24 protein-coding genes and 2 pseudogenes (1 of these 26 running past the window's edge) are annotated in these 19,317 nt (G+C 68.6%); 19 read left to right on the top strand and 7 right to left on the bottom strand.

Annotation, left to right across the window (positions count from 1 at the left end; genetic code table 11):
- Position 1 precedes the first annotated feature (1 nt).
- The 11 genes from ACZ5RK_RS04280 to ACZ5RK_RS04230 all read left to right on the top strand — a co-directional run bounded on the left by ACZ5RK_RS04280 (position 2) and on the right by ACZ5RK_RS04230 (position 7,196).
- Positions 2–304 (top strand): Rieske (2Fe-2S) protein, encoded by a 303-nt coding sequence (locus tag ACZ5RK_RS04280; RefSeq protein WP_464909796.1) that lies wholly within the window; start codon positions 2–4, stop codon positions 302–304.
- A gap of 117 nt (positions 305–421) precedes the next feature.
- Complete coding sequence (locus ACZ5RK_RS04275; RefSeq protein WP_054647344.1) at positions 422–622, top strand: CopZ family metallochaperone; 201 nt, start codon at positions 422–424, stop codon at positions 620–622.
- Between the two features lie 2 nt (positions 623–624).
- Positions 625–909 (top strand): metal-sensitive transcriptional regulator CsoR, encoded by a 285-nt coding sequence (csoR, locus tag ACZ5RK_RS04270; protein ID WP_054647345.1) that lies wholly within the window; start codon positions 625–627, stop codon positions 907–909.
- A 4-nt stretch (positions 910–913) separates the two neighbouring features.
- Positions 914–3,301, top strand: coding sequence for a heavy metal translocating P-type ATPase (locus ACZ5RK_RS04265; RefSeq protein ID WP_464909795.1), 2,388 nt, complete (start codon positions 914–916; stop codon positions 3,299–3,301).
- A gap of 38 nt (positions 3,302–3,339) precedes the next feature.
- Complete coding sequence (locus tag ACZ5RK_RS04260; RefSeq protein WP_054647807.1) at positions 3,340–3,552, top strand: SHOCT domain-containing protein; 213 nt, start codon at positions 3,340–3,342, stop codon at positions 3,550–3,552.
- Complete coding sequence (locus ACZ5RK_RS04255) at positions 3,549–4,214, top strand: response regulator (RefSeq protein WP_464909794.1); 666 nt, start codon at positions 3,549–3,551, stop codon at positions 4,212–4,214. The genes ACZ5RK_RS04260 and ACZ5RK_RS04255 overlap by 4 nt, the downstream gene beginning before the upstream one ends.
- 2 nt (positions 4,215–4,216) lie before the next feature.
- Positions 4,217–5,338 (top strand): sensor histidine kinase, encoded by a 1,122-nt coding sequence (locus ACZ5RK_RS04250; RefSeq protein WP_464909793.1) that lies wholly within the window; start codon positions 4,217–4,219, stop codon positions 5,336–5,338.
- A gap of 10 nt (positions 5,339–5,348) precedes the next feature.
- Positions 5,349–5,867, top strand: a complete 519-nt coding sequence (locus ACZ5RK_RS04245; RefSeq protein WP_054647474.1) for a CueP family metal-binding protein — start codon at positions 5,349–5,351, stop codon at positions 5,865–5,867.
- Between the two features lie 3 nt (positions 5,868–5,870).
- Positions 5,871–6,623 carry a WD40/YVTN/BNR-like repeat-containing protein gene (locus ACZ5RK_RS04240; RefSeq protein WP_464909792.1) on the top strand — a complete coding sequence of 251 codons (753 nt, stop codon included), beginning with the start codon at positions 5,871–5,873 and terminating at the stop codon, positions 6,621–6,623.
- Between the two features lie 97 nt (positions 6,624–6,720).
- On the top strand, positions 6,721–6,987 hold the full coding sequence (locus ACZ5RK_RS04235; protein ID WP_464909791.1) for a DUF4258 domain-containing protein: 267 nt from the start codon (positions 6,721–6,723) through the stop codon (positions 6,985–6,987).
- The gene (locus tag ACZ5RK_RS04230; protein WP_054647476.1) at positions 6,984–7,196 is read left to right on the top strand and encodes a DUF2283 domain-containing protein; all 213 of its coding nucleotides are present in this window, start codon (positions 6,984–6,986) and stop codon (positions 7,194–7,196) included. The genes ACZ5RK_RS04235 and ACZ5RK_RS04230 overlap by 4 nt, the downstream gene beginning before the upstream one ends.
- A gap of 17 nt (positions 7,197–7,213) precedes the next feature.
- Here the strand turns inward: ACZ5RK_RS04230 and ACZ5RK_RS04225 are convergent, their stop codons facing one another.
- A complete protein-coding gene (locus ACZ5RK_RS04225) occupies positions 7,214–7,837 on the bottom strand; it encodes a class I SAM-dependent methyltransferase (RefSeq protein ID WP_464909790.1) in 624 nt (207 codons plus the stop codon).
- Between the two features lie 35 nt (positions 7,838–7,872).
- Between ACZ5RK_RS04225 and ACZ5RK_RS04220 the strand changes: the two are divergent.
- From ACZ5RK_RS04220 to ACZ5RK_RS04210, 3 genes and pseudogenes are all read left to right on the top strand, one after another.
- Positions 7,873–8,001, top strand: a pseudogene (locus ACZ5RK_RS04220) (peptidase M4); the annotation flags it as partial.
- Between the two features lie 17 nt (positions 8,002–8,018).
- A complete protein-coding gene (locus ACZ5RK_RS04215) occupies positions 8,019–8,408 on the top strand; it encodes a DUF302 domain-containing protein (RefSeq protein WP_054647477.1) in 390 nt (129 codons plus the stop codon).
- Positions 8,409–8,449: 41 nt separating this feature from the next.
- Entirely contained in the window at positions 8,450–9,838 is a 1,389-nt protein-coding gene (locus ACZ5RK_RS04210) for a multicopper oxidase family protein (protein ID WP_464909789.1), read from the top strand.
- On the opposite strand, the pseudogene ACZ5RK_RS04205 reads toward ACZ5RK_RS04210, so the two are convergent.
- Both ACZ5RK_RS04205 and ACZ5RK_RS04200 read right to left on the bottom strand, forming a co-directional pair.
- Positions 9,835–10,632: pseudogene (locus ACZ5RK_RS04205) on the bottom strand (IS630 family transposase). The gene ACZ5RK_RS04210 and the pseudogene ACZ5RK_RS04205 overlap by 4 nt on opposite strands.
- Before the next feature lie 57 nt (positions 10,633–10,689).
- Positions 10,690–11,531, bottom strand: a protein-coding gene (locus ACZ5RK_RS04200; RefSeq protein ID WP_464909788.1) for an IS5 family transposase whose coding sequence is annotated in 2 segments (ribosomal slippage) — positions 10,690–11,168 and positions 11,168–11,531 — 843 coding nt in all. Because the reading frame shifts where the segments join, the coding sequence is not laid out codon by codon here.
- Between the two features lie 184 nt (positions 11,532–11,715).
- Here ACZ5RK_RS04200 and ACZ5RK_RS04195 point away from each other — a divergent pair.
- The 5 genes from ACZ5RK_RS04195 to ACZ5RK_RS04175 are packed head-to-tail and all read left to right on the top strand — an operon-like array spanning position 11,716 to position 16,346.
- On the top strand, positions 11,716–13,782 hold the full coding sequence (locus ACZ5RK_RS04195; protein WP_464909787.1) for a heavy metal translocating P-type ATPase: 2,067 nt from the start codon (positions 11,716–11,718) through the stop codon (positions 13,780–13,782).
- Positions 13,783–13,797: 15 nt separating this feature from the next.
- A complete protein-coding gene (locus tag ACZ5RK_RS04190) occupies positions 13,798–15,012 on the top strand; it encodes an aminotransferase class V-fold PLP-dependent enzyme (RefSeq protein WP_464909786.1) in 1,215 nt (404 codons plus the stop codon).
- 7 nt (positions 15,013–15,019) lie between these two features.
- Positions 15,020–15,436, top strand: coding sequence for a Fe-S cluster assembly sulfur transfer protein SufU (gene sufU, locus ACZ5RK_RS04185; RefSeq protein WP_464909785.1), 417 nt, complete (start codon positions 15,020–15,022; stop codon positions 15,434–15,436).
- Positions 15,433–15,639: a hypothetical protein gene (locus tag ACZ5RK_RS04180; RefSeq protein WP_464909784.1), complete on the top strand. Its 207-nt coding sequence runs from the start codon at positions 15,433–15,435 to the stop codon at positions 15,637–15,639. The genes sufU and ACZ5RK_RS04180 overlap by 4 nt, the downstream gene beginning before the upstream one ends.
- Positions 15,636–16,346 (top strand): alpha/beta fold hydrolase, encoded by a 711-nt coding sequence (locus tag ACZ5RK_RS04175; protein ID WP_464909783.1) that lies wholly within the window; start codon positions 15,636–15,638, stop codon positions 16,344–16,346. Before ACZ5RK_RS04180 ends, ACZ5RK_RS04175 begins: the two co-directional genes overlap by 4 nt.
- Here the strand turns inward: ACZ5RK_RS04175 and ACZ5RK_RS04170 are convergent.
- From ACZ5RK_RS04170 to pyrE, 4 genes are all read right to left on the bottom strand, one after another.
- Positions 16,343–16,879, bottom strand: a complete 537-nt coding sequence (locus ACZ5RK_RS04170; RefSeq protein WP_464909782.1) for a Uma2 family endonuclease — start codon at positions 16,877–16,879, stop codon at positions 16,343–16,345. The two genes, ACZ5RK_RS04175 and ACZ5RK_RS04170, sit on opposite strands and share 4 nt — an antisense overlap.
- A gap of 93 nt (positions 16,880–16,972) precedes the next feature.
- Entirely contained in the window at positions 16,973–17,938 is a 966-nt protein-coding gene (locus ACZ5RK_RS04165; protein WP_464909781.1) for an NAD(P)H-dependent glycerol-3-phosphate dehydrogenase, read from the bottom strand.
- On the bottom strand, positions 17,935–18,933 hold the full coding sequence (locus ACZ5RK_RS04160) for a hypothetical protein (protein WP_464909780.1): 999 nt from the start codon (positions 18,931–18,933) through the stop codon (positions 17,935–17,937). The genes ACZ5RK_RS04165 and ACZ5RK_RS04160 overlap by 4 nt, the downstream gene beginning before the upstream one ends.
- Before the next feature lie 3 nt (positions 18,934–18,936).
- Positions 18,937–19,317: the 3' portion of an orotate phosphoribosyltransferase gene (gene pyrE, locus ACZ5RK_RS04155; RefSeq protein WP_464910054.1), read on the bottom strand. Its footprint extends 162 nt past the window's final position; only the last 381 of its 543 coding nucleotides appear in the window; its start codon lies off the right edge, out of view — the gene reads right to left on this strand; it ends in the stop codon at positions 18,937–18,939.

The raw sequence follows: 19,317 nt of genomic DNA, 5'->3' as shown, positions 1-19,317 counted from the left end.
CATGTGGACCCCCGTGGCCAAGCTCAGCGAGTTCCGGGAAGGCCGCCTGGTGATCCGGAGGCCCGAGCACAGGAAGCCCATCCTCCTCCTCCACACCGGGGAGGAGGTCTTCGCCCTGGAGGACATCTGCACCCACGACGACGGTCCCCTCCACGAGGGAGAAGTGGAGGAAGGGGCCATCGTCTGCCCCCGGCACGGGGCCCGCTTTGACCTCAGGACGGGCCGGCAGACCCTCCCGGCCCCCAGGCCCGTCAAGGTCTTCCCGGCCCGGCTGGAGGGGGAGACCGTCCTCCTGGACCTTTAGCCCCACGCCGGAAACCGTCCCGGGAGGTTCCCGGGACGGTTGTGCTTGACGGGGGAGAGGAGAAGGGTTAAGGTGGAGATACCCACCCCTCCTGGGGTGGGGTAGGGGGTGCGAGGGATGCTAAAGCTCAAGGTGGAAGGCATGACCTGCAACCACTGCGTCATGGCGGTGAAGAAGGCCCTTCTCAAGGTGCCTGGCGTGGAAAAGGCCGAGGTTTCCTTGGAAAAGGGAGAGGCCCTGGTGGAAGGGGTGGCCGACCCCCAGGCCCTTATCCGGGCCGTGGAGGAGGAGGGGTACAAGGCCGAGGTCCTGGCCTAGCCATGTCCCACCCCCACCTGCACCTGGACCCCAGGGTGAGGGAGGAGGCGAGAAGGCGCCTCCTCTCCGCCAAGGGCCACCTGGAGGGGATCCTCCGCATGCTGGAAGACCCCCAGGTCTACTGCGTGGACGTCCTCAAGCAACTCAAGGCGGTGGAGGGCGCCTTAGACCGCGTGGGGGAGATGGTCCTAAGGGCCCACCTCAAGGACCACGTGGCCACCGCCCACGAGCGGGGGGACGTGGAGGAGATCGTAGAGGAGCTGATGGAGGCCCTCAAGTACCGGTGAGGCCATGGCCCAGGAGACCCAGGAGATCAAGGTAGGCGTCAAGGGAATGACCTGCGCCGCCTGCGTGGCCCGGGTGGAACGGGCCCTGAAACGGGCGGAGGGCGTGGAGGAAGCCCGGGTCAACCTCACCACCGAGGAGGCCTTTTTGCGCCTCCAGGAAGGCGTGGACCTCAAGGAGGTCCTGAGGCGGGTGGAAGAGGTGGGCTACGAGCCCGTGGTGGCCCAGGCGGAGATCCCCATCCGGGGCATGACCTGCGCCGCCTGCGTGGCCCGGGTGGAACGGGCCGTGGGCAAGCTTCCCGGGGTGCTCTCCGTAAGCGTCAACCTGGCCACGGAGAAGGCCTTCGTGGAATACCTTCCGGACACCGTGAGCCTAGCCCGCCTGCACCAGGCCATCCGGGAAGCGGGATACGAGCCCGTGGCGGTGACCGAGGAGGAGATAAAGCCCCTTCCCACCTACCGGAAGAACCTTCTCCTGGCTTTGCCCTTCGCCCTCCTCACCCTCCTCCTCGCCATGGGGCCCATGCTCCTTCCCCTGCCCCACCTCCCTGGCCTTGCCCAGGCCCTCGCCGCCCTTCCCGTCCTCTACGCCGGAAGGCGCTTCTTCCGGCAGGCCCTGGCCGAGGCCCGCCACCGCGCTTTAGGCATGAGCACCCTGGTGGCCCTGGGTGCGGGAAGCGCCTACCTTTACTCCTTCCTGGTCCTTCTCCTCCCGAAAGCCTTTCCCGAGGAGGCCCGCCACCTCTACTTTGAAGCGGGGGCGGTGATCCTGGCCCTCATCCTCCTCGGCAAGCACCTGGAGGAAGGGGCCAAGGGCAAGGCCTCGGAGGCCATAAGGAAGCTCCTCTCCTTGAGGCCCAAGACCGCCCGGGTGGTCCAGGAAGGGGAGGAAAAGGAGATCCCCGCCTTGGCCCTGATCCCCGGGGACCTGGTGCGGGTGTTGCCGGGGGAGCGCATCCCCGCCGATGGGGTGGTGGTGGAGGGCCGAAGCCACGTGGACGAGTCCATGCTCACCGGGGAGCCCATCCCCAAGGCCAAGGGCCCCGGGGACGAGGTGGTGGGGGGGACGGTGAACGGCGAGGGAGCCCTTTTGCTGCGGGTGAGCCGGGTAGGCGAGGCCACCTTCCTGGCCCAGATGGCCCGGATGGTGGAGGAGGCCCAGGCCTACAAGCCCAAGGTCCAGGAGCTCGCCGACCGGATTGCGGGCGTCTTCGTGCCCGTGGTCCTGGGGATCGCCCTCCTCACCTTCGTCCTATGGCTCTTCCTGGGCCCCGGCCTCTCCCACGCCTTCGTGGCCGCCCTCTCCGTCCTCCTCATCGCCTGCCCCTGCGCCATGGGCCTCGCCACCCCGGCGGCCATCGCCGTGGCCACGGGGCGGGCAGCCCAGATGGGCCTCCTCTTCCGCAAGGGGACGGCCCTGGAGGCCCTGGCCCGGGCGGACACCGTGGTCCTGGACAAGACGGGGACCCTCACCCTGGGAAGGCCCACCCTGGTCAAGGTCCTCCCCTTCGGCATTGCCCAGGAAGAAGCCCTGAGGCTCGCCGCCGCCCTGGAACGGGGAAGCGAGCACCCCCTGGCCAAGGCGGTGCTGGAGGCCGCCCAGGGCCTGCCCCAAGCCCAAGCGGAGGAGGTGCGGGCCCTCCCCGGGGAGGGGGTGGAGGGCCGGGTGGAAGGGAGGCGCCTCCACCTGGGAGGCCCCGCCCTCATGGAGCGCCTGGGCGTGCCCCTGCCCGAGGAGGCGAAGGCCCTCCCCGAGGAGGGCTACACCCCCCTTTACCTGGCGGAGGGGGAGAGGCTCCTCGCCGCCTTCGCCGTCTTTGACCCCCCGAGGCCCGAGGCCAAGGCGGTGGTGGAGGCCCTAAAGGCGTTGGGTCTGAAGCCCGTCCTCCTCACCGGGGACCACCCCGCCCCGGCAAGGCGGGTGGCGGAGGCCTTGGGCGTCCCCGAGGCCCTGGCCGGGGTGAGGCCCGAGGGGAAGGTGGAGGCGGTGAAGAGGCTCCAGGAATCGGGGCGCAAGGTGATCTTCGTGGGAGACGGCATCAACGACGCCGCCGCCTTAGCCCAGGCGGACGCGGGCCTCGCCATGGGGAGCGGCACGGACATCGCCCTCGAGGCTGGGGACGTGGTCCTCCTCACCCCCGACCTCCAGGGGGTGGTGAACGCCGTCCGGCTCGCGAGGCGCACCTTGCGCACCATCTACCTCAACTTCTTCTGGGCCTACGCCTACAACGTGGTCCTCATCCCCGTGGCCGCCGGGGCGCTTTACCCCTTTGCTGGCCTTCTCCTCAACCCCATGCTGGCGGCGGCGGCCATGAGCCTAAGCAGCCTCTTCGTCCTCACCAACTCCCTGAGGCTTAGGGGCTTCCGGCCCCAAAGCTTTACCGAGGCTTAACCGAACCGGGCTAAGGTGACCCTTGGGAGGTGATGGGTATGTGGTGGTGCGGAAGCGGCTGGTACATGGGTTGGTGGGGGCCTTTCCTGGGTCTCCTCTGGTTCGTCCTCCTGGGCCTCTTCGTCTACTGGTTGGTCCGGGTTCTGGCCCCCGAGAGGCGGGACCGGGCCCTGGAGGTTTTGAGGGAGCGGTACGCCAAGGGGGAGATAGACAAGGAGACCTTTGAGCGCCTGAAGCGGGACCTCGCATGAAGGTCCTCCTGGTGGACGACGACCCGGCCCTCCTCGAGGTCCTCGGGGCCTACCTCCGAGGGGCCGGGTTTGAAGTCCTGGAGGCGGAAGACGGTGAGGAGGCCCTGGGGCTCTTCCCCCGGGCCGACCTGGTCATCCTGGACCTCATGCTACCTAAGTTGGACGGTCTGCAGGTCTTAGGGGAGATCCGCCGGGAAAAGCCGGAGCTTCCCGTCCTCCTCCTGACCGCCCGGGGAGCGGAGGAGGAGCGGGTGCGGGGCCTGGAGCTGGGAGCCGACGACTACGTGGTCAAGCCCTTCAGCCCCAGGGAGGTGGTGGCCCGGGCCAAGGCCCTCCTCAGGCGGGTGGGGCTCAAGGAGGAACTCGCCTACGGCCCCCTCCGCCTCCTCCCCCGGGAACGCCAGGCCTACCTGGAGGGCCAGCCCCTCCCCCTCTCCCCCCTGGAGTTTGACCTGCTCCTCACCCTGGCCCAGCACCCGGGCATGGTCTTCAGCCGGGAGAGGCTTCTGGAGAAGGTCTGGGGACCGGACTTCCCGGGGGTGGACCGGGTGGTGGACGTCCACATCGCCGGGCTAAGAAAGAAGCTTGGAGACGACCCGGACAATCCCCGCTTCATTGAAACGGTGCGGGGGGTGGGCTACCGCTTCCGGGAAACCCCCTAAAGATGCGCCTCTTCCTCAAGCTCTTCCTCAGCCACCTGGTGGTGGCCCTCCTGGCCCTTTCCCTCCTCTTTTTCCTGGCCGAGGCCTTCGCCCCCACCTTCTACCGGGGGCACGTGGAGCGCATGTACCACGCCCTCTCCATGATGGGGGGCCTGATGATGGGCGAGGCTTTGCGGCGGGACCTGGAGGAGGGGCTCCGCTCCACCCTCACCGCCGCCCTCCTCGCCGCCCTGCCCCTCGCCGCCCTGGGGGCCGCCTTAACCGCCTCCTTCGCCAGCCTCCGCGTGGCCCGCACCGCCCGGCTCCTCATGGAAGGAAGCCGCCGCATGGCCCAGGGGGAGTACGGGGTGCGCCTTCCCGTTTTGGAAAGGGACGAGCTCGGGGAGCTCGCCCTCCACTTCAACCGCCTGGCCGAGGCCCTGGAGAGGGTGGAGAAAACCCGGGTGGAGCTCATCGGCACCGTGGCCCACGAGCTCAGAACCCCCTTGGCCGCCCTCCAGGCCTACGCCGAGGCCCTGGCCGATGGCGTCATGGCCCCGGAAAAGGCGGCCCAAGGCGTGGAGCGGGAGGTGCGGGCCATGGCCCGCCTGGTCCAGGACCTGGCCCTGGTCTCCCAGGTGGAGGCGAGGGCGGTGGCCCTCCACCTCAGGCCCCTGGACCCCCAGGCCCTTCTGGAAGCGGCGGCGGAGCGCTTCCTCCCCGCCTTTCAGGCCAAGGGGGTGGCCCTCGAGGTGCTTTCCCCTTCCGCCTCGCCCCCGGTCCTGGCCGACGAGGAAAGGGTGTTGCAGGTCCTCGCCAACCTGCTTTCCAACGCCCTGCGCCACACCCCCAAAGGTGGGGAGGTCCGCCTGAGGGCGGAAAGGGGAGCCGGGGAGGTCCTCTTCAGCGTGGAGGACACCGGGCCCGGCATCCCCGAGGAGCACCTCCCCCGCATCTTTGAACGCTTTTACCGCATAGACCCCTCTCGCAGCCGCAAGGACGGGGGCACGGGCGTGGGCCTCACCGTGGCCAAGGGCCTGGTGGAGGCCATGGGGGGAAGGATCTGGGCGGAAAGCCGGCCCGGCCAGGGGAGCGCCTTCCGTTTCACCCTCCCCCTTTACACGGGCTTAACGCCGGGTAGCTAGCGTTGTGGCTATGAAGAGGCTTCTTGTCCTCACCCTGGTGGGCGCAGCTCTAGGCCTGGCCCAAGCCCCCTCCCCCGAGGTCCTGCAGGGGGTGGGTCTAGAGGAAACCCTGGCCCTTGCCAAAAGGTGGCGGGAGAAAGGAGAGAGGGTGGTGAGCTACGTGACCCCCGAGGCCTTCTTCTTTGAGTTCCCGGACGGCCGCAAGGCCCGGGTGGCCCTGGGAGAGGCGTTCCTCTTGGCCGTGGCCCCCTACCGCCAAAGGACCCACCCCTGCCAGGTCCACTACTTCTCCAGCTGCACGGGGGAGCTGCGGGAGGAGACCTTCGCCGTCCGGGTCCTGGAGGGGAACAAGGAGGTGCTGAGGACCCAGGTGCGCACCGGCAAGGACGGCTTCTTTGAGCTTTGGCTTCCCCGGAACCGCCGCTACACCCTCGAGGTCCGCCAGGGGGACTGGGTAGCCCAAGCCCCCGTGGCCACCTTCCGGGATAGCCCCACCTGCCTCACGGAGCTAAGGCTTTCCCGGAGGTGAGGGATGCGGCGCCTCCTCGCGCTCTGGGTTTTGGGCCTGGGAGCCTTGGCCCAGGTTCCCGTGGGCCAGGTGGCCACCCGGGACGTCCACGCCCTCCTGTGGCTTCCCGATGGCCGCCTCCTCTTCGGCCACCACGACGGCATCCATGTCTCCGAGGACGAAGGCCGGACCTGGCAGGACCTGGTGCGTCAAATGGGCTTTGACGCCATGGGCCTTGTCCTGGAGGGGAACCGTATCCTCGCCGCCGGGCACTGGGTGCTTGCGGAGAGCCAAGAAGGGGGCAAGGCCTGGCGGAACCTGCGCCCCCAGGGGCTTCCCGCCATGGACCTTCACGGCTATGCGGCCGCGGGAGGGCTCCACGTGGCCCTCGAGGCCACCCACGGCTACTTCGTCAGCGAAGACGGTGGGCAAATCTTCAAGCCCACCGCCCCTAAGGGGCTTCCCAAGGCGAACATGGCGGCCATGGTCTTCCAGGGGAGGACCCTTTACGTGGCCCCCATGGGCCAGGGCCTCTACCAAAGCCCAGACGGCGGCCAGACCTTCACCCAGGTGCCGACCCCGGAAAAGGAGATCTACGCCCTGGCGGTGGGGGTGGGGACCCTTTACCTGGGAGGGCAGACCGGCCTCTGGCAGAGGACCCCGGTGGGCTGGAAAAAGCTGTGGCAGGGCACGGTCCTGGCCCTCGCCGCCCATCCCCAGGAGGCAGGAAGGCTCGTCTTCATAGACGGCCAAGGGCGGGTCTGGAAGCTTCCGTAAGGGCACGTCCCTGCCGAAAGCCCAAGGATCCCGAAGGCTACCCCCAGATCTCCTTCTGCTTGAAGGGAAGCCCAAGGGAGGCTACCCTAGCCTTAGGGTGCCGAAGCCCGGCATGGGGAGCCCGGAGTACGTCCTCACCCAGCACGCACGGGAGGTTCTGGAGAAGAGGGGCATCCCCCTAGAGTGGATAGAGCGGGCGCTGGCCTTTCCAGAAGCCGTGGAAAAGGACCGGGTAGACCCCTCATTGGAGCACCGCCTCGTCCGGATTCCGGAGAGGGGGAAGGTGCTCCGAGTTGTCGTGAACCCTAAGTCCCAACCCATGCGGGTGGTAACGGCGTTTTTGGACCGGAGGGTAGTCTTATGAGGCTAAAGATAGACCGTGAAGCGGATGCGCTCTACTTGACGCTAACCGAAGGACCGGCCAGCCGCTCGGAGGAAGTGGCCCCCGGGATCATCGTGGACTACGACGAGCAGGGCCGGCTCGTGGGGGTGGAGGTGCTCTACCTCAGCCAGCGGGCCCCTGAAGCGGAGCTACAAAGGCTTTTGTTTGAAACCGTGCCCTCGGAGCGCTGAAGGGGAGCCCATATCCCCTACTCCTTGAAGGCGAGCCCCGCCACGTGGGGGGCCACCACGGGAAGGGGAAGGGCGAAGGCCTCCGCCTCCACCCGGGGAAAGCGGGCCTGGATTAGGGCGAGGGTCTCCCGGTTGGGGTGGCACCCGTCCCCGAAGAAGGAGAAAAGCGGCGTGGCCGCCTCCTGGAGAAACCGCAAAGGGGTCCTTCTGGTGGCGGCCACGTGCTCCAGGAAGAGGTAGGCCCCGCCCGGCCGCAAGACCCGGTGGACCTCCTCCAGGGCCTTACTGGGGTCTTCCACCGAGCAGAGGACCAGGGTGCCCACCACCAGGTCCACGCTCCCTGCGGGCAAGGGGATGGCCTCCGCCCGCCCGGGAAGAAGGGTGAGGCCGAGACCCCGCCTCTTCGCCTCCTCCCTTAAGCGGGGGTGGAAGAAGGGGTTGGGCTCGAGGGCCAGGTAGGCCACCCCCTCGGGCAGGTAGGCCAGGTTGGTGCCGGGCCCGGGGCCGATCTCCAGAACCTTTTCGGGCCGCACCCGCCTAAAGGCCTCCTGGAAAAGAGCCCGCTTCTTTGCCGCCACCCAGGCCTCGTGCCGGGCGGAAAGCCCCGGGTAAAGGCGGGCGAAGAGGTGCTTGCGGATCACCGAAACCAGCCTACCCTAGCCCGCGCCCCCTTTACTTCCCGGGGTACTACACCCTTGACTTCGGCCGCAAAGAGGTGGAAGGCATGCTCTCGGTAAACGCCTACACCGGAGAGGTCTGGGTCCACACCTGGCATGGGCCCTTCCTGGGCGGACGCGGGGAGTAAACTGTTGGGGGATATCCATGACCGGGATGCGCAAGACCCTAAAGGCCACCCTTTCCGAAGCGCGGGCCCAGGTGGAGGCCGCCCTCAAGGAGGAGGGCTTTGGGGTCCTGACCGAGATTGACGTGGCCGCCACCCTGAAGGCCAGACTCGGCCTGGAGAGGCCCCCTTACCTGATCCTCGGGGCCTGCAACCCCCAATTGGCGGCGCGGGCCCTAGAGGCCGAGCCGGAGATCGGCCTCCTTCTTCCCTGCAACGTGGTGCTCCGGGAGGCGGGAGAGGGGGTGGAGGTCCTGGTCCAGGACCCCAAGGAGATGTTCCGGGTCCTCCCCGAGGCCACCCAGGAAGCCCTGGCCCCCGTGGCCGAGGAGGCCCGCGCCAGGCTCTCCCGGGCCCTCGCCCGGCTCTGAGGCTTTACACGCCCTTAACACATCCCCCCTACCCTTGGGGCATGCACGACCGCAGGACCTTCCTCAAGCTCACGGTAAGCGGCCTGGTCTTGGGCGTTGCCCGGGCCCAGGCTGCCCCCTTTCCCGAGCCCAAGGTGGTGCGGAGCCAGGGCGGTCTCCTCTCCCTGGCGCTTCCGGCCGCTCCCGCCTCCCTCCCGCTCGCAGGAAAGCAGGCCACCCTCCTCACCTATGGGGGAAGCCTTCCCGGCCCCACCCTCCGGGTCCGTCCCGGGGACACGGTGCGCCTCACCCTGGAAAACCGCCTTCCCGAGCCCACCAACCTCCACTGGCACGGCCTGCCCATCTCCCCCAGGGTGGACGATCCCTTCCTGGAGATCCCCCCGGGGGAGCGCTGGACCTACGAGTTCGCCGTTCCCAAGGAGCTGGCAGGTACCTTCTGGTACCACCCCCACCTGCACGGCCGGGTGTCCTCCCAGCTCTTCGCCGGCCTCCTGGGGGCCATGGTGGTGGAAAGCCCCCTGGACGCCATCCCCGAGCTCCGGGAGGCGGAGGAGCACCTCCTCGTCCTGAAGGACCTGGCCCTCCAGGGCGGGCGCCCGGCGCCGCACACCCCCATGGACTGGATGAACGGGAAGGAGGGCGACCTGGTCCTGGTGAACGGGGCCCTACGCCCCACCCTGGTGGCCCAGAAGGCCACCCTAAGGTTCCGCCTCCTCAACGCCTCCAACGCCCGTTACTACCGCCTGGCCCTGCAGGACCATCCCCTCTACCTCCTCGCCGGCGACGGGGGCTTTCTGGAAGAGCCCGTGGAGGTGCCCGAACTTCTCCTGGCCCCAGGAGAACGGGCCGAGGTCCTGGTGCGCCTGCGGAAAGAGGGCCGCTTCCTGCTCCAGGCCCTGCCCTACGACCGCGGGGCCATGGGCATGATGGACATGGGGAGAATGGCCCACACCATGCCCGCAGGGCCAAGCCGGCCTGAAACCCTCCTTTACCTCATCGCCCCCAAGAATCCCAAGCCCCTCCCCCTGCCCAAGACCCTAAGCCCCTTCCCCACCCTGCCCGCCCCCGTGGCCACCCGGCGTCTGGTCCTCACGGAGGACATGATGGCGGCCCGCTTCTTCATCAACAGCCAGGCCTTTGACCACGGGCGGGTGGACCTGAAGGGGAAAGCCCAGACGGTGGAGGTCTGGGAGGTGGAAAACCAGGGGGACATGGACCACCCCTTCCACCTCCACACCCACCCCTTCCAGGTCCTCTCCGTGGGCGGGAGGCCCTTCCCCTACCGGGCCTGGAAGGACGTGGTCAACGTAAAGGCCGGCGAGGTGGCGAGGCTTCTGGTCCCCTTGCGGGAAAAGGGCAAGACCGTCTTCCACTGCCACATCGTGGAGCACGAGGACCGGGGGATGATGGGGGTCCTCGAGGTGGGCTAAGTGCCCACGCATAGACCTTGCGACACCCCCTGCCCCATCCGCTCCCGTAGCCTCTCAAGGGCCTCGGCCACCGCCCCCCTCAGCTCCCCCACGCTCCCGTAGTGCCTCCGGGGCAGCAAAAACCCCTTCACCCGCCGCCACACCCCCTCCACCGGGTTCAGGTGCGGGCTGTACCGCGGCAGGTAGGCCACCACCTCCCCCGTCCCGCACCGCCTCCCCCTTCCTCGCCCAGGCGTAGGTGGGAGGCAGGGAGAGCCCAAACCCGCTCTCATCCAAAAAGAACACCCTCAGCCCCCCCTTTCCGCCTCCCCCAGGGCCGCCTTGAACCCCTCCACCTCCTCCTCCTTGGGCTTCCCCGTGGGCACATAGCGCGTCCGTTTCCACCGGTAGCCCATCTCCAGGAGCTTCCGCCGCACCGTCCCCGGGTGGAAGGTCACGAAGAAGCGCCTCTCCAGAGCCTCCAGAAGCCGGGGGGCCGTCCAGGCCTCCTCCCCCCGCAGAAGCTCCCGCAGGAAGGCGCTCATGGCTGGGGTCCAGCGGGGCCTGGCCCCGGGGGGCTTACCGTCCTCAAGCCCCTCTATCCCCCTCTCCAGCCACCGCCTGAGGTCGCGGTGGAGGGTGGTGCGGTCCAGGCCCAGGTGGCGGGCGATCCGGGGAGCCGTCCACCCCTGGGCGGCAAGGCGGATGGCCTGGGCCCGGCGCCGGACCTTGTGGGGGACCACGGGGTTGGTCTCCAGCTCCCGGAGCTGGGCCTCCTGCTCGGGGGTCAGGTGGATGCGAAGGGGGGCGGGCATGTAGATAGTTTAATGCATGGACACTTAAGAGGCTGTCGTAAAACCTCTCCACGGAGGCTACGCGGCCCTGGCCAGCCGCTTCACCAACAAGCGTAGCATGCCCAAGTACACCCAGGCCTCGCTCACCCCAGGGTTAGCTTCGTAGTCCTTGGACAACCGCCGGTTCCGCCCAAGCCAGGCAAAGGTCCGCTCCACCACCCACCGCTTGGGCAAGGGCTTGAACCCCCTCTCCCGCGGAAGCTCCGGCGCCTCTTCCCCCTCCCGCACCCAGACCCCTCGCACCCCCGCGTAGGGACGGGCCACCACCTCAAGCTCCAGCCCCAGGGAAGAAGCCAGCCCCCGAAGGCCCCGGTACCCCCAGTCCACAAAGACCTTCCGCACCCGGGGCCAGAGGGAGAGGTCCATCCCCAGGAGCAAGGCCTCCCCACCCCGCTTATCGTGCTCGTTGGCCGGGTGCACGAAGGCCTTCAGCAACCGGCCCCCCGTGTCCGTCAGGATCTGCCGTTTTCTCCCCTTGACCTTTTTCGCCCCGTCGTTCCCTCGGGGCCCCCTTTTTCCGTGGTCTTCACAGACTGACTGTCTATGACCAAAGCGCTGGGGGAAGCCTCTCTCCCCTCTCGTTCCCGGTCCTGGCGGGCCAGAGCCTGGACGGCTCTCTCCCATACGCCCTCCTTCTGCCACTTGCGGAAGTAGTGGTAGACCGTGGACCAGTGGGGCAAGTCATGAGGCATAGCCCGCCACTTGATGCCGTTCTCCAGGACGTAAAGGATGGCGTTGACTATTTCCCTCCTCGGCACCTTGGCGGGGCGACCGCCGGCTTTGGGGGCCGGGATCAAGGGCTCCAGGATGCTCCATTCCTCATCCCTCAGGTCGCTGAGGTAGGCTCTGCGAAGAACCACCCCTCAAGTATAGCACCCTTTTACGACAGCCTCTAAGTACCCCGCTATGGCCCAAGCCATAGCGGGGCCCCAAAAGGACTTTCCCGGGCCTTTAGGTAGGGGCCTTTGGGTCGCAGCTGCCCTGGCCCCTACCCTCCCCCCCCGGGGGAGGGGTGTACCCTAGGAAACGAAAGGGGGTGTTCCCATGAAGCATGAAGACCCCAACCCCGGCCACGCCCACGAGCATCCTCACCACTCCCATTCCGAACCCAAGCGCGCACACCCTTCCGGAGGGCACGCTTCCCACGCGGGCCACGACAAACACGCCGGCCACACCCCGGAGATGTTCCGGGACCGCTTCTTCGTAAGCCTCCTCCTCACCCTACCCATCCTCTACTTCTCCGAGCAGCTCCAGGCCTGGCTCGGCTACCGGGCGATGTCCTTCCCGGGAAGCGCCTGGGTGAACCCGGTGCTGGGGACCGTCCTCTACTTCTACGGCGGCCTGGTCTTCCTCCAAGGGGCCCTGAGGGAACTCCGGGAACGGACCCCCGGCATGATGACCCTCATCGCCCTGGCCATCACCGTGGCCTACGCCTACAGCCTCGCCGTCTCCTTGGGGCTTCCGGGCATGCCCTTCTACTGGGAGCTCGCCACGCTCCTAGACGTCATGCTCCTCGGCCACTGGCTGGAGATGGCCTCGGTGCAGGCGGCGAGCCGTGCCCTGGAGGAGCTCGCCAAGCTCATGCCCACCACCGCCCATAGGATTGCGGAAGACCGCATAGAGGACGTCCCCGTCGCCGCCCTGAAGGAGGGGGACCTCATCCTCGTCCGCCCCGGGGAGCAGGTGCCCGCAGACGGGGTGGTGGAGGAAGGGGTCTCCAGCGTGAACGAGGCCTTCCTCACCGGGGAGTCCCGGCCGGTGCTGAAATCACCGGGGGACGAGGTCCTCGCCGGCTCGGTGAACGGGGAGGGGGCCCTAAGGGTCCGGGTCAGGCGCACGGGCGAGGCCACCACCTTAAGCCAGATCATGCGGCTGGTGCAGGAGGCCCAGGCCTCCCGGAGCCGCTTCCAGGCCCTGGCAGACCGGGCCGCGGGGTGGCTGTTCTACATCGCCGTAACCCTGGGCATGCTCAGCTTCCTCGCCTGGCTCGCCCTGGGGCAGGGCTTCAACTTCGCCCTTTCCCTGGCGGTCACCGTGCTCGTCATCGCCTGTCCCCATGCTCTAGGCCTCGCCATCCCCTTGGTCACCGTAAACGCCACGGCCCTGGCCGCAAAAAACGGCATTCTGGTGCGGAACCGCGAGGCCTTTGAGCGGGCCCGGGCGATCCGGGTGGTGGCCCTGGACAAGACGGGGACCCTGACCGAGGGGAGGTTCGCCGTCCGGGCCGTCTACGCCCAAGGGCCTGAGGGGGAAGCCCTGGGACTTGCCGCCGCCCTCGAGGCCCTCTCCGAGCACCCCCTGGCCCAGGCCATCCTGGAGGCCGCTAAGGAGCGGGGGCTTCCCCTCCCCCGGGTCCAGGACTTCCGGGCCATCCCCGGCAAGGGGGTGGAGGGCCGGGTGGAAGGCCGCCTCTACCGGGTGGGCCGGCCCGAGTGGGCGGAGGAACTCGGCCTAAGGGTGCCCGAGCCCCTTAAGCAGGGGTTGCGCGAGGCCGAAAGCCGCGGGGAAAGCGTGGTGGCCCTGATGGACGAGGAGCGGGTCTTGGCCTACCTCGCCTTGGCCGACCGCATCCGCCCCTCCGCCAAGGAAGCCGTCCGGCATCTCAAGGCCATGGACCTTACCCCGGTCATGGTCACCGGGGACGCCGAGGCCGTGGCCAAAACCGTGGCCCGGGAGCTGGGAATCGAACGCTACCACGCCCGGGTCCTCCCGGAGGACAAGGCCCGGCTGGTGCGGGAGCTCAAGCGGGAGGGCCCCACCGCCTTCGTGGGGGACGGGATCAACGACGCCCCCGCCCTCCTCGAGGCCGACCTCGGCATCGCCATCGGGGCGGGAACCAACGTGGCCATAGAGTCCGCGGACCTGGTGCTCGTGGAAAACGACCCGGTGGACGTGGTCCGCGCCCTGGCACTCGCCCGGGCCACCTACGCCAAGATGGTGCAGAACCTCCTCTGGGCCACGGGCTACAACGCCATCGCCCTCCCCCTCGCCGCCGGGGTGGCCTACCCTTGGGGGATCGTGCTCTCCCCGGCGGTAGGGGCGCTTTTCATGAGCCTCTCCACCGTCATCGTGGCCCTAAACGCCATGCTCCTCAGGCGGGTGCGGCTTTAGGGCTAAACTTGAGGCATGGACCTAAGCGCCCTGAGGGAGGACTTCCCCCTCGTCGCCCAGCGCCCGGAGCTCGTCTACCTGGACTCCGCCGCCACCAGCCAGAAGCCTAAGAGGGTGATAGAAGCCCTCAAGCGTTACTACGAGGAGCTAAACGCCAACGTCCACCGGGGGGCCTACCGCCTCTCCGTGGCCGCCACCGAGGCCTACGAGGAGGCGCGTAGGCGCCTAGCTCGCTTTCTCAACGCCGAGCCCCGGGAGATCGTCTTCGTGCGCAACACCACCGAGGCCATGAACCTGGTGGCCTACGCCTGGGGCCTCAGGAACCTCAAGGAGGGGGACGAGGTCTTGGTCACCGAGATGGAGCACCACGCGGGCCTCGTCCCCTGGCACCTGGTGGCGGGGCTGAAGGGGACCAAGGTGAGGGCCATTCCCCTGACCGAGGAGGGGAGGCTAGACCTAAGCGCCCTGGACCACCTCCTCACCGAAAGGACCAAGGTGGTCTCCCTGGTCCACATGTCCAACGTCCTCGGCACCATCAACCCTGTGGCCGAGATCGCCAAGAGGGCCAAGGAAGCGGAGGCCTTGGTGGTGGTGGACGGGGCCCAGTCCGCCCCCCACCTCCCCGTGGACGTGAAGGCCCTGGGGGCCGACTTCTTCGCCCTTTCGGGGCACAAGATGCTGGGGCCCACGGGGGCCGGGGTCCTTTGGGGGAGGTATGAGGTCCTGGAGGGAATGATGCCCTTTTTGGGCGGAGGGGAGATGATCCGCGAGGTCCACGTGGACCGCTCCACCTACGCCCCCCCGCCCCAGCGCTTTGAGGCGGGCACGCCCCCCATCGCCGAGGCCATCGCCCTGGGGGAGGCGGCCCAGTACCTCATGGAGGTGGGGATGGAACGGGTCTTCGCCCACGACCGGGCCCTCCTGGAGTACGCCCTAAAGCGCCTGGAGGAGGTCCCGAACCTCCGGGTCTACGGGCCCAAGGGCCCAGACCGGGGCGGGGTCATCCCCTTCACCCTGGGCCGCCTCCACGCCCACGACCTCGCCACCTTCCTGGACCAAGAAGGCGTCGCCGTGAGGGCGGGCCACCACTGCGCCCAACCCTTGCACCGCAAGCTCGGGGTGGCGGCCACCGCCCGGGCAAGCTTCTACCTCTACAACACTCAGGAGGAGGTAGACCGCTTCGTGGAAGCCCTTCTAAGGATAGAGGCCAAGTACCGGGCTTGGCTATAATGGACCAATGAGCGTCCTCGACGAGCTCTACCGGGAAATCATCCTGAAGCACTACCAAACCCCCAGGAACTACGGGGTCCTGCCCCGGGCCACGCGGCAGGCCGGGGGGATGAACCCCTCCTGCGGGGACCAGGTGGAGGTGATGGTCCTTCTGGAGGGGGATACCATCGCCGACATCCGCTTCCAGGGCCAGGGGTGCGCCATCAGCACGGCCAGCGCCTCCCTCATGACCGAGGCGGTGAAGGGCAAGAAGGTGGAGGAGGCCCTGGAGCTTTCCCGGAGGTTCCAGGCCATGGTGGTGGAGGGGGCCCCCCCGGACCCCTCCCTGGGGGACCTCCTGGCCCTCCAGGGGGTGGCCAAGCTCCCGGCCCGGGTGAAGTGCGCCACCCTGGCCTGGCACGCCCTGGAGGAGGCCTTAAGGTGAAGCGCTACCCGGCCCACAAGGTGACGCCCCTTTTGGTGCAACACCCCGACCTCATGGAGGCCTGGAAGGAGGCGGCCCGGGAGGGAAGGATCCGGGCCAAGACCCTGGGCAAGGAGAACGTGGTCATCGTGGAGGACCCAGGCCTCATCGCCCGCCTCGAGGCCCTGGGCCTGAAGGGCGAGACCGTGGTGGAGGAAGCGTGAAGGGCGTGGTCTTTCTGCACGCCTTCCCGTATAGCCCCAGGATGTGGGAGAAGGAGGTGGCCCTCCTCAAGACCCGGCTTCCCGTCCTCGCCCCCCACTACCTGGGGCTTTCCTTGGGGGATGCCGCCGGGAAGGTGCTTCGGGAGATGGAGGAGGCGGGGCTGGAGCGGGCGGTCTTCGTGGGGCTCTCCATGGGGGGGTACCTCATCTTTGAGCTCTTCCGAAGGGCCCCCGAGCGCTTCCTGGGAACGGTCCTCTCCAGCACCCGCGCCGGCCCCGACGCGGAGGAGGCCAGAAGGAACCGCTACGCCCTCAGGGAAAGGGTGCTTAAGGAGGGGGTGGCCTTCCTGCCCGAGGCCCTCCTCCCAAGTCACCTGGGGAAGACTACCCAGGCCCTGAGGCCCGAGGTGGTGGAGAGGGCGAGGGCCCTCATCCTGGAGGCCTCCCCCGAGGCCGTGGCGGAAAGCCTCGTGGCCCTCGCCGCAAGGCCCGATTCCACCCCCCTCCTTCCCCGGATGGAGGTGCCCGCCCTGGTCCTGGTGGGGGAGGAGGACACCCTCACCCCCCCGGAGGAGGCCAAGGGCATGTGGAAGGCCCTCCCCGACGCCCGCATGCTCATCCTTCCCGAAACCGGCCACCTGGCCAACCTGGAAAACCCCAAGGCCTTCCGCACCGCCCTTTTGGGCTTTCTCGCCGAGTTCTTCTAAAGGCGGAGGGCGTCCTCCAGGGAGAGGCGGAGGTCCAGGCAGGGCACGTGCACCTCCTCGCCCTCCTCCTCCACGAACCCCTCCGGGGTTAAGCGATAGGCGGTAAAGCGTCGCCCCTCCGGGTCCACCAAGAAGTAGATCTGGAGGGTGTCCAGACTTAGGTACATGGCCCGCTTCTCCCTGCGGTCCAAGGCCTCGGTGGCGGGGGAAAGGACCTCCACCACGGCGCAAGGGGCCTCCTCGTAATAGGGGTGGGGCGGTCCCTCCCCGCAGACCACCATCACGTCCGGGTAGTAGACCGCCTCGTCCCGGATGCGGAGCTTCATGTCGCTCATGTAGACCCGGCACCCCCGGGGCCGGGCCGCCTCCAGGAAGCGGGCGGCGATGTTCAGGGCCACCCGGTTGTGGAGGGCGCTGGCCCCGGCCATGGCGTAAGGGAGGCCTCGGTAGAACTCCCGCTTCACGGGGCTTTGCACCTCCTCCTCCAGGTAACGCTCCAGGGTAAGAAGCTTGCGGGCAAGCATTTCCCTCATCCTAACCCAGGCCTCCTCGGCTTCCCACCCTTTCCGCAGTCCCCCGAAACCCCCACGGGAACCTTTAGATCGGCTTGGGCCCGCACGGCGGCATCACTCCGCCTTGGGCTCCCGGGCCATGAGGCCCTGGAGGGCCCGCAAGGGGTCCAGACCCCCGTAGGCCACCTGGTGGACGGCCTCGGCGATGGGAAGCTCCACCCCCGCCTCCTTTCCCCAGGCCACCATGGCCTTCACGGCGTAAAGCCCCTCCACCACCCCCCGGTCCTCGAGGCGCTCCAAAGCCTCCCCCCGCACCAGCCTCTCCCCGGCCCCGCGGTTGCGGGAGTGGAGGCTGTAGGCCGTGGCCAGGAGGTCCCCCAGGCCGGAAAGCCCGTAGAAGGTGGCCTCCTCCCCGCCCAGGGCGGTGCCGAAGCGCACCATCTCCTTAAGCCCCCGGGTGAGGAGAGCTGCCTTGGCGTTGTCCCCAAGCCTAAGCCCATCCACCATCCCCGCCGCCAGGGCCAGGACGTTCTTCGCCGCCCCGCCTAGCTCCACCCCCCGCCGGTCCGGACTGGTGTACACCCGAAAGGTGGGCCCGGAAAAGAGGGCCTGGACCCGCCGGGCGTGCTCCTCCGGCCCCGCCGCCACGCTGGCCGTGGGGAGGAAGCGGGCCACCTCCTCGGCGTGGTTGGGCCCGGAAAGGACCACGGCGGGCCTCCCGGTCAGGGCCTCCACCACCTCCGCCGGCGTCCGAACCCCTTCCTCGTAGAAGAGGCCCTTGGTGGCCGAAACGTACCAGGGGGCCAGGGGAAGGGTGACGAGGGTCTCCCGCAAGGCCTTGGAAGGCACCGCCACCACCGCAAGCTCCACCCCCTCCAGGGCCTCCTGGGGGTCGTGGGTGGGGTAGAGGTAGGCGGGAAGGGCCACCCCCGGCAGGTAGTCCTTGTTCTCCCGGTGGGCCCTGAGGGCCTCGGCGTGCTCCTTGCGCCTCGCCCACAGGGCCGTGGGCACCCCCTTGCCGGCGAGGAGGACGGCCAAGGCCGTTCCCCAGGCCCCCGCGCCCAGCACCGCCACCTTCATAGGAGGAAGACCACCTCCCAGGCCTCGTACCAGGCAGCGAGGAGAAGGGCGTAAGCCCCCAGGTAGAAGGCGAGGAGAAGCCCCCGGAGACCCCTGCGGTACCCCTCCCCCCGGACCGTCTTGGCCAGGAGGACAAGCCCCCCAAAGGTCACCAGGATGTAGGCCTGAAGCTCCAGGAGCAGGGTGGGCAGGTGGGCCAAAAACACCTCCCCGAGGAGGGCCGGGGAAAGGGCGAAGCCGAAGACGAAGTAGCGCAGGGCGTTCAAGAGGAGGACCGGAAGCCCCAAGAGGAGGGCGGGGAAAAGGCCGGTGAGGAGGAGCCCCTGGGTGAAGTTCCAGTGGAAGATGACCCCGGCCAGGACCAAGACCCCCTTGCCCACCGCCCCTTCCAGGCCGATGGCCTCCAGGGCCCCCCCGAAAAGGGCCTGCAGGGCCCGGGCGAGCTCGGGCATCCCGTAAGCAAGCCCCGCTCCCAGGGCGAAGAGGCCGTAAAGGAGCAGGTTGGTGAAGAGGTACAGCCTCAGGTGGCCCCTGAGGAGGGCCAAGGCCTCCAGCCCCCAGGCGCGAAAGGGGGAGGGCTGGAAGAGCATCAGGGTCCAGAAGAAGGAGAGAAGGAGAAATCCCCACCCCGCCCCGGGCGCAAGGAGGTAGGGGGGCACCCCCAGGCCCTGGGGGCGGAAGTAGACCCGTTGCACCCTCTCCCCTTCCAGGACCACCACCACCTCCCCCACCTCCTCCCCCAGGGCGGCGGGGAAGTAGACCCGGCCCCCCTCCACCTGGGGGCTATCCAGGTTCACGGAGAGCCCTTCTGGAGGCGGGGGGAAGGAAGCGTAGCGCTCCAGAAGCCCGGGGGCCTCCTCAGGGGAGGCCTTGAGGACCTCCTCAAGCCTCGGGGAAAGCTCCCCTCTGAGCCAGCGGGAGACGGCCTCCCTGGCCGCCTCCTCCGGGGCCGCCAGGGCCAAGGCAAAGAAGAGGAGCAAAGCCAGCCCCCGCACGGCCTAAACCTCCTCCAAGGGCATCCCCGCCCGGCAGAGGGGACAGGCCTCCGGGGGGTACTGGGGGGCCTCGAGGCGGGCCAGGGCCCGGAAGGGCACGCCGAAGTCCACCCCTCCCCCGCTCCGGTCCACCAAAGCCCCCACCCCCACCAAAACCCCTCCCCGGGCCTCCGCCGCCCGGATGGCCTTCCTTACGCTTTCCCCGGTGGTCACCACGTCCTCTACCGCCAGGAAACGGTCGCCCGGGTTCACGGTAAGCCCCTTGCGGAGGGTCATGCCCCCCTGGCCGTCCTTCTCGGCGAAGAGGGCCCTGGCCCCCAGGGCCCTGGCCACCACGAAGGAGAGCACCACCCCCCCGATGGCGGGGCCGAGGACGAAGTCCAC

The organism is Thermus kawarayensis JCM 12314, assembly GCF_055393575.1.
This window is presented reverse-complemented; position numbering and strand designations above follow the sequence as displayed.

Excerpts from the sequence above, each read along its gene's own strand:
- ACZ5RK_RS04240 (WP_464909792.1), top strand. The coding sequence starts at position 5,871 with ATGCGGCGCCTCCTCGCGCTCTGGGTTTTGGGCCTGGGAGCCTTGGCC.
- ACZ5RK_RS04170 (WP_464909782.1), bottom strand. The coding sequence starts at position 16,879 with ATGAGGGAAATGCTTGCCCGCAAGCTTCTTACCCTGGAGCGTTACCTG.
- ACZ5RK_RS04280 (WP_464909796.1), top strand. The coding sequence starts at position 2 with ATGTGGACCCCCGTGGCCAAGCTCAGCGAGTTCCGGGAAGGCCGCCTG.
- csoR (WP_054647345.1), top strand. The coding sequence starts at position 625 with ATGTCCCACCCCCACCTGCACCTGGACCCCAGGGTGAGGGAGGAGGCG.
- ACZ5RK_RS04230 (WP_054647476.1), top strand. The coding sequence starts at position 6,984 with ATGAGGCTAAAGATAGACCGTGAAGCGGATGCGCTCTACTTGACGCTA.
- ACZ5RK_RS04165 (WP_464909781.1), bottom strand. The coding sequence starts at position 17,938 with ATGAAGGTGGCGGTGCTGGGCGCGGGGGCCTGGGGAACGGCCTTGGCC.
- ACZ5RK_RS04265 (WP_464909795.1), top strand. The coding sequence starts at position 914 with ATGGCCCAGGAGACCCAGGAGATCAAGGTAGGCGTCAAGGGAATGACC.
- sufU (WP_464909785.1), top strand. The coding sequence starts at position 15,020 with ATGAGCGTCCTCGACGAGCTCTACCGGGAAATCATCCTGAAGCACTAC.
- ACZ5RK_RS04250 (WP_464909793.1), top strand. The coding sequence starts at position 4,217 with ATGCGCCTCTTCCTCAAGCTCTTCCTCAGCCACCTGGTGGTGGCCCTC.
- ACZ5RK_RS04275 (WP_054647344.1), top strand. The coding sequence starts at position 422 with ATGCTAAAGCTCAAGGTGGAAGGCATGACCTGCAACCACTGCGTCATG.
- ACZ5RK_RS04215 (WP_054647477.1), top strand. The coding sequence starts at position 8,019 with ATGACCGGGATGCGCAAGACCCTAAAGGCCACCCTTTCCGAAGCGCGG.
- ACZ5RK_RS04255 (WP_464909794.1), top strand. The coding sequence starts at position 3,549 with ATGAAGGTCCTCCTGGTGGACGACGACCCGGCCCTCCTCGAGGTCCTC.
- ACZ5RK_RS04195 (WP_464909787.1), top strand. The coding sequence starts at position 11,716 with ATGAAGCATGAAGACCCCAACCCCGGCCACGCCCACGAGCATCCTCAC.
- ACZ5RK_RS04190 (WP_464909786.1), top strand. The coding sequence starts at position 13,798 with ATGGACCTAAGCGCCCTGAGGGAGGACTTCCCCCTCGTCGCCCAGCGC.
- ACZ5RK_RS04245 (WP_054647474.1), top strand. The coding sequence starts at position 5,349 with ATGAAGAGGCTTCTTGTCCTCACCCTGGTGGGCGCAGCTCTAGGCCTG.
- ACZ5RK_RS04210 (WP_464909789.1), top strand. The coding sequence starts at position 8,450 with ATGCACGACCGCAGGACCTTCCTCAAGCTCACGGTAAGCGGCCTGGTC.
- ACZ5RK_RS04260 (WP_054647807.1), top strand. The coding sequence starts at position 3,340 with ATGTGGTGGTGCGGAAGCGGCTGGTACATGGGTTGGTGGGGGCCTTTC.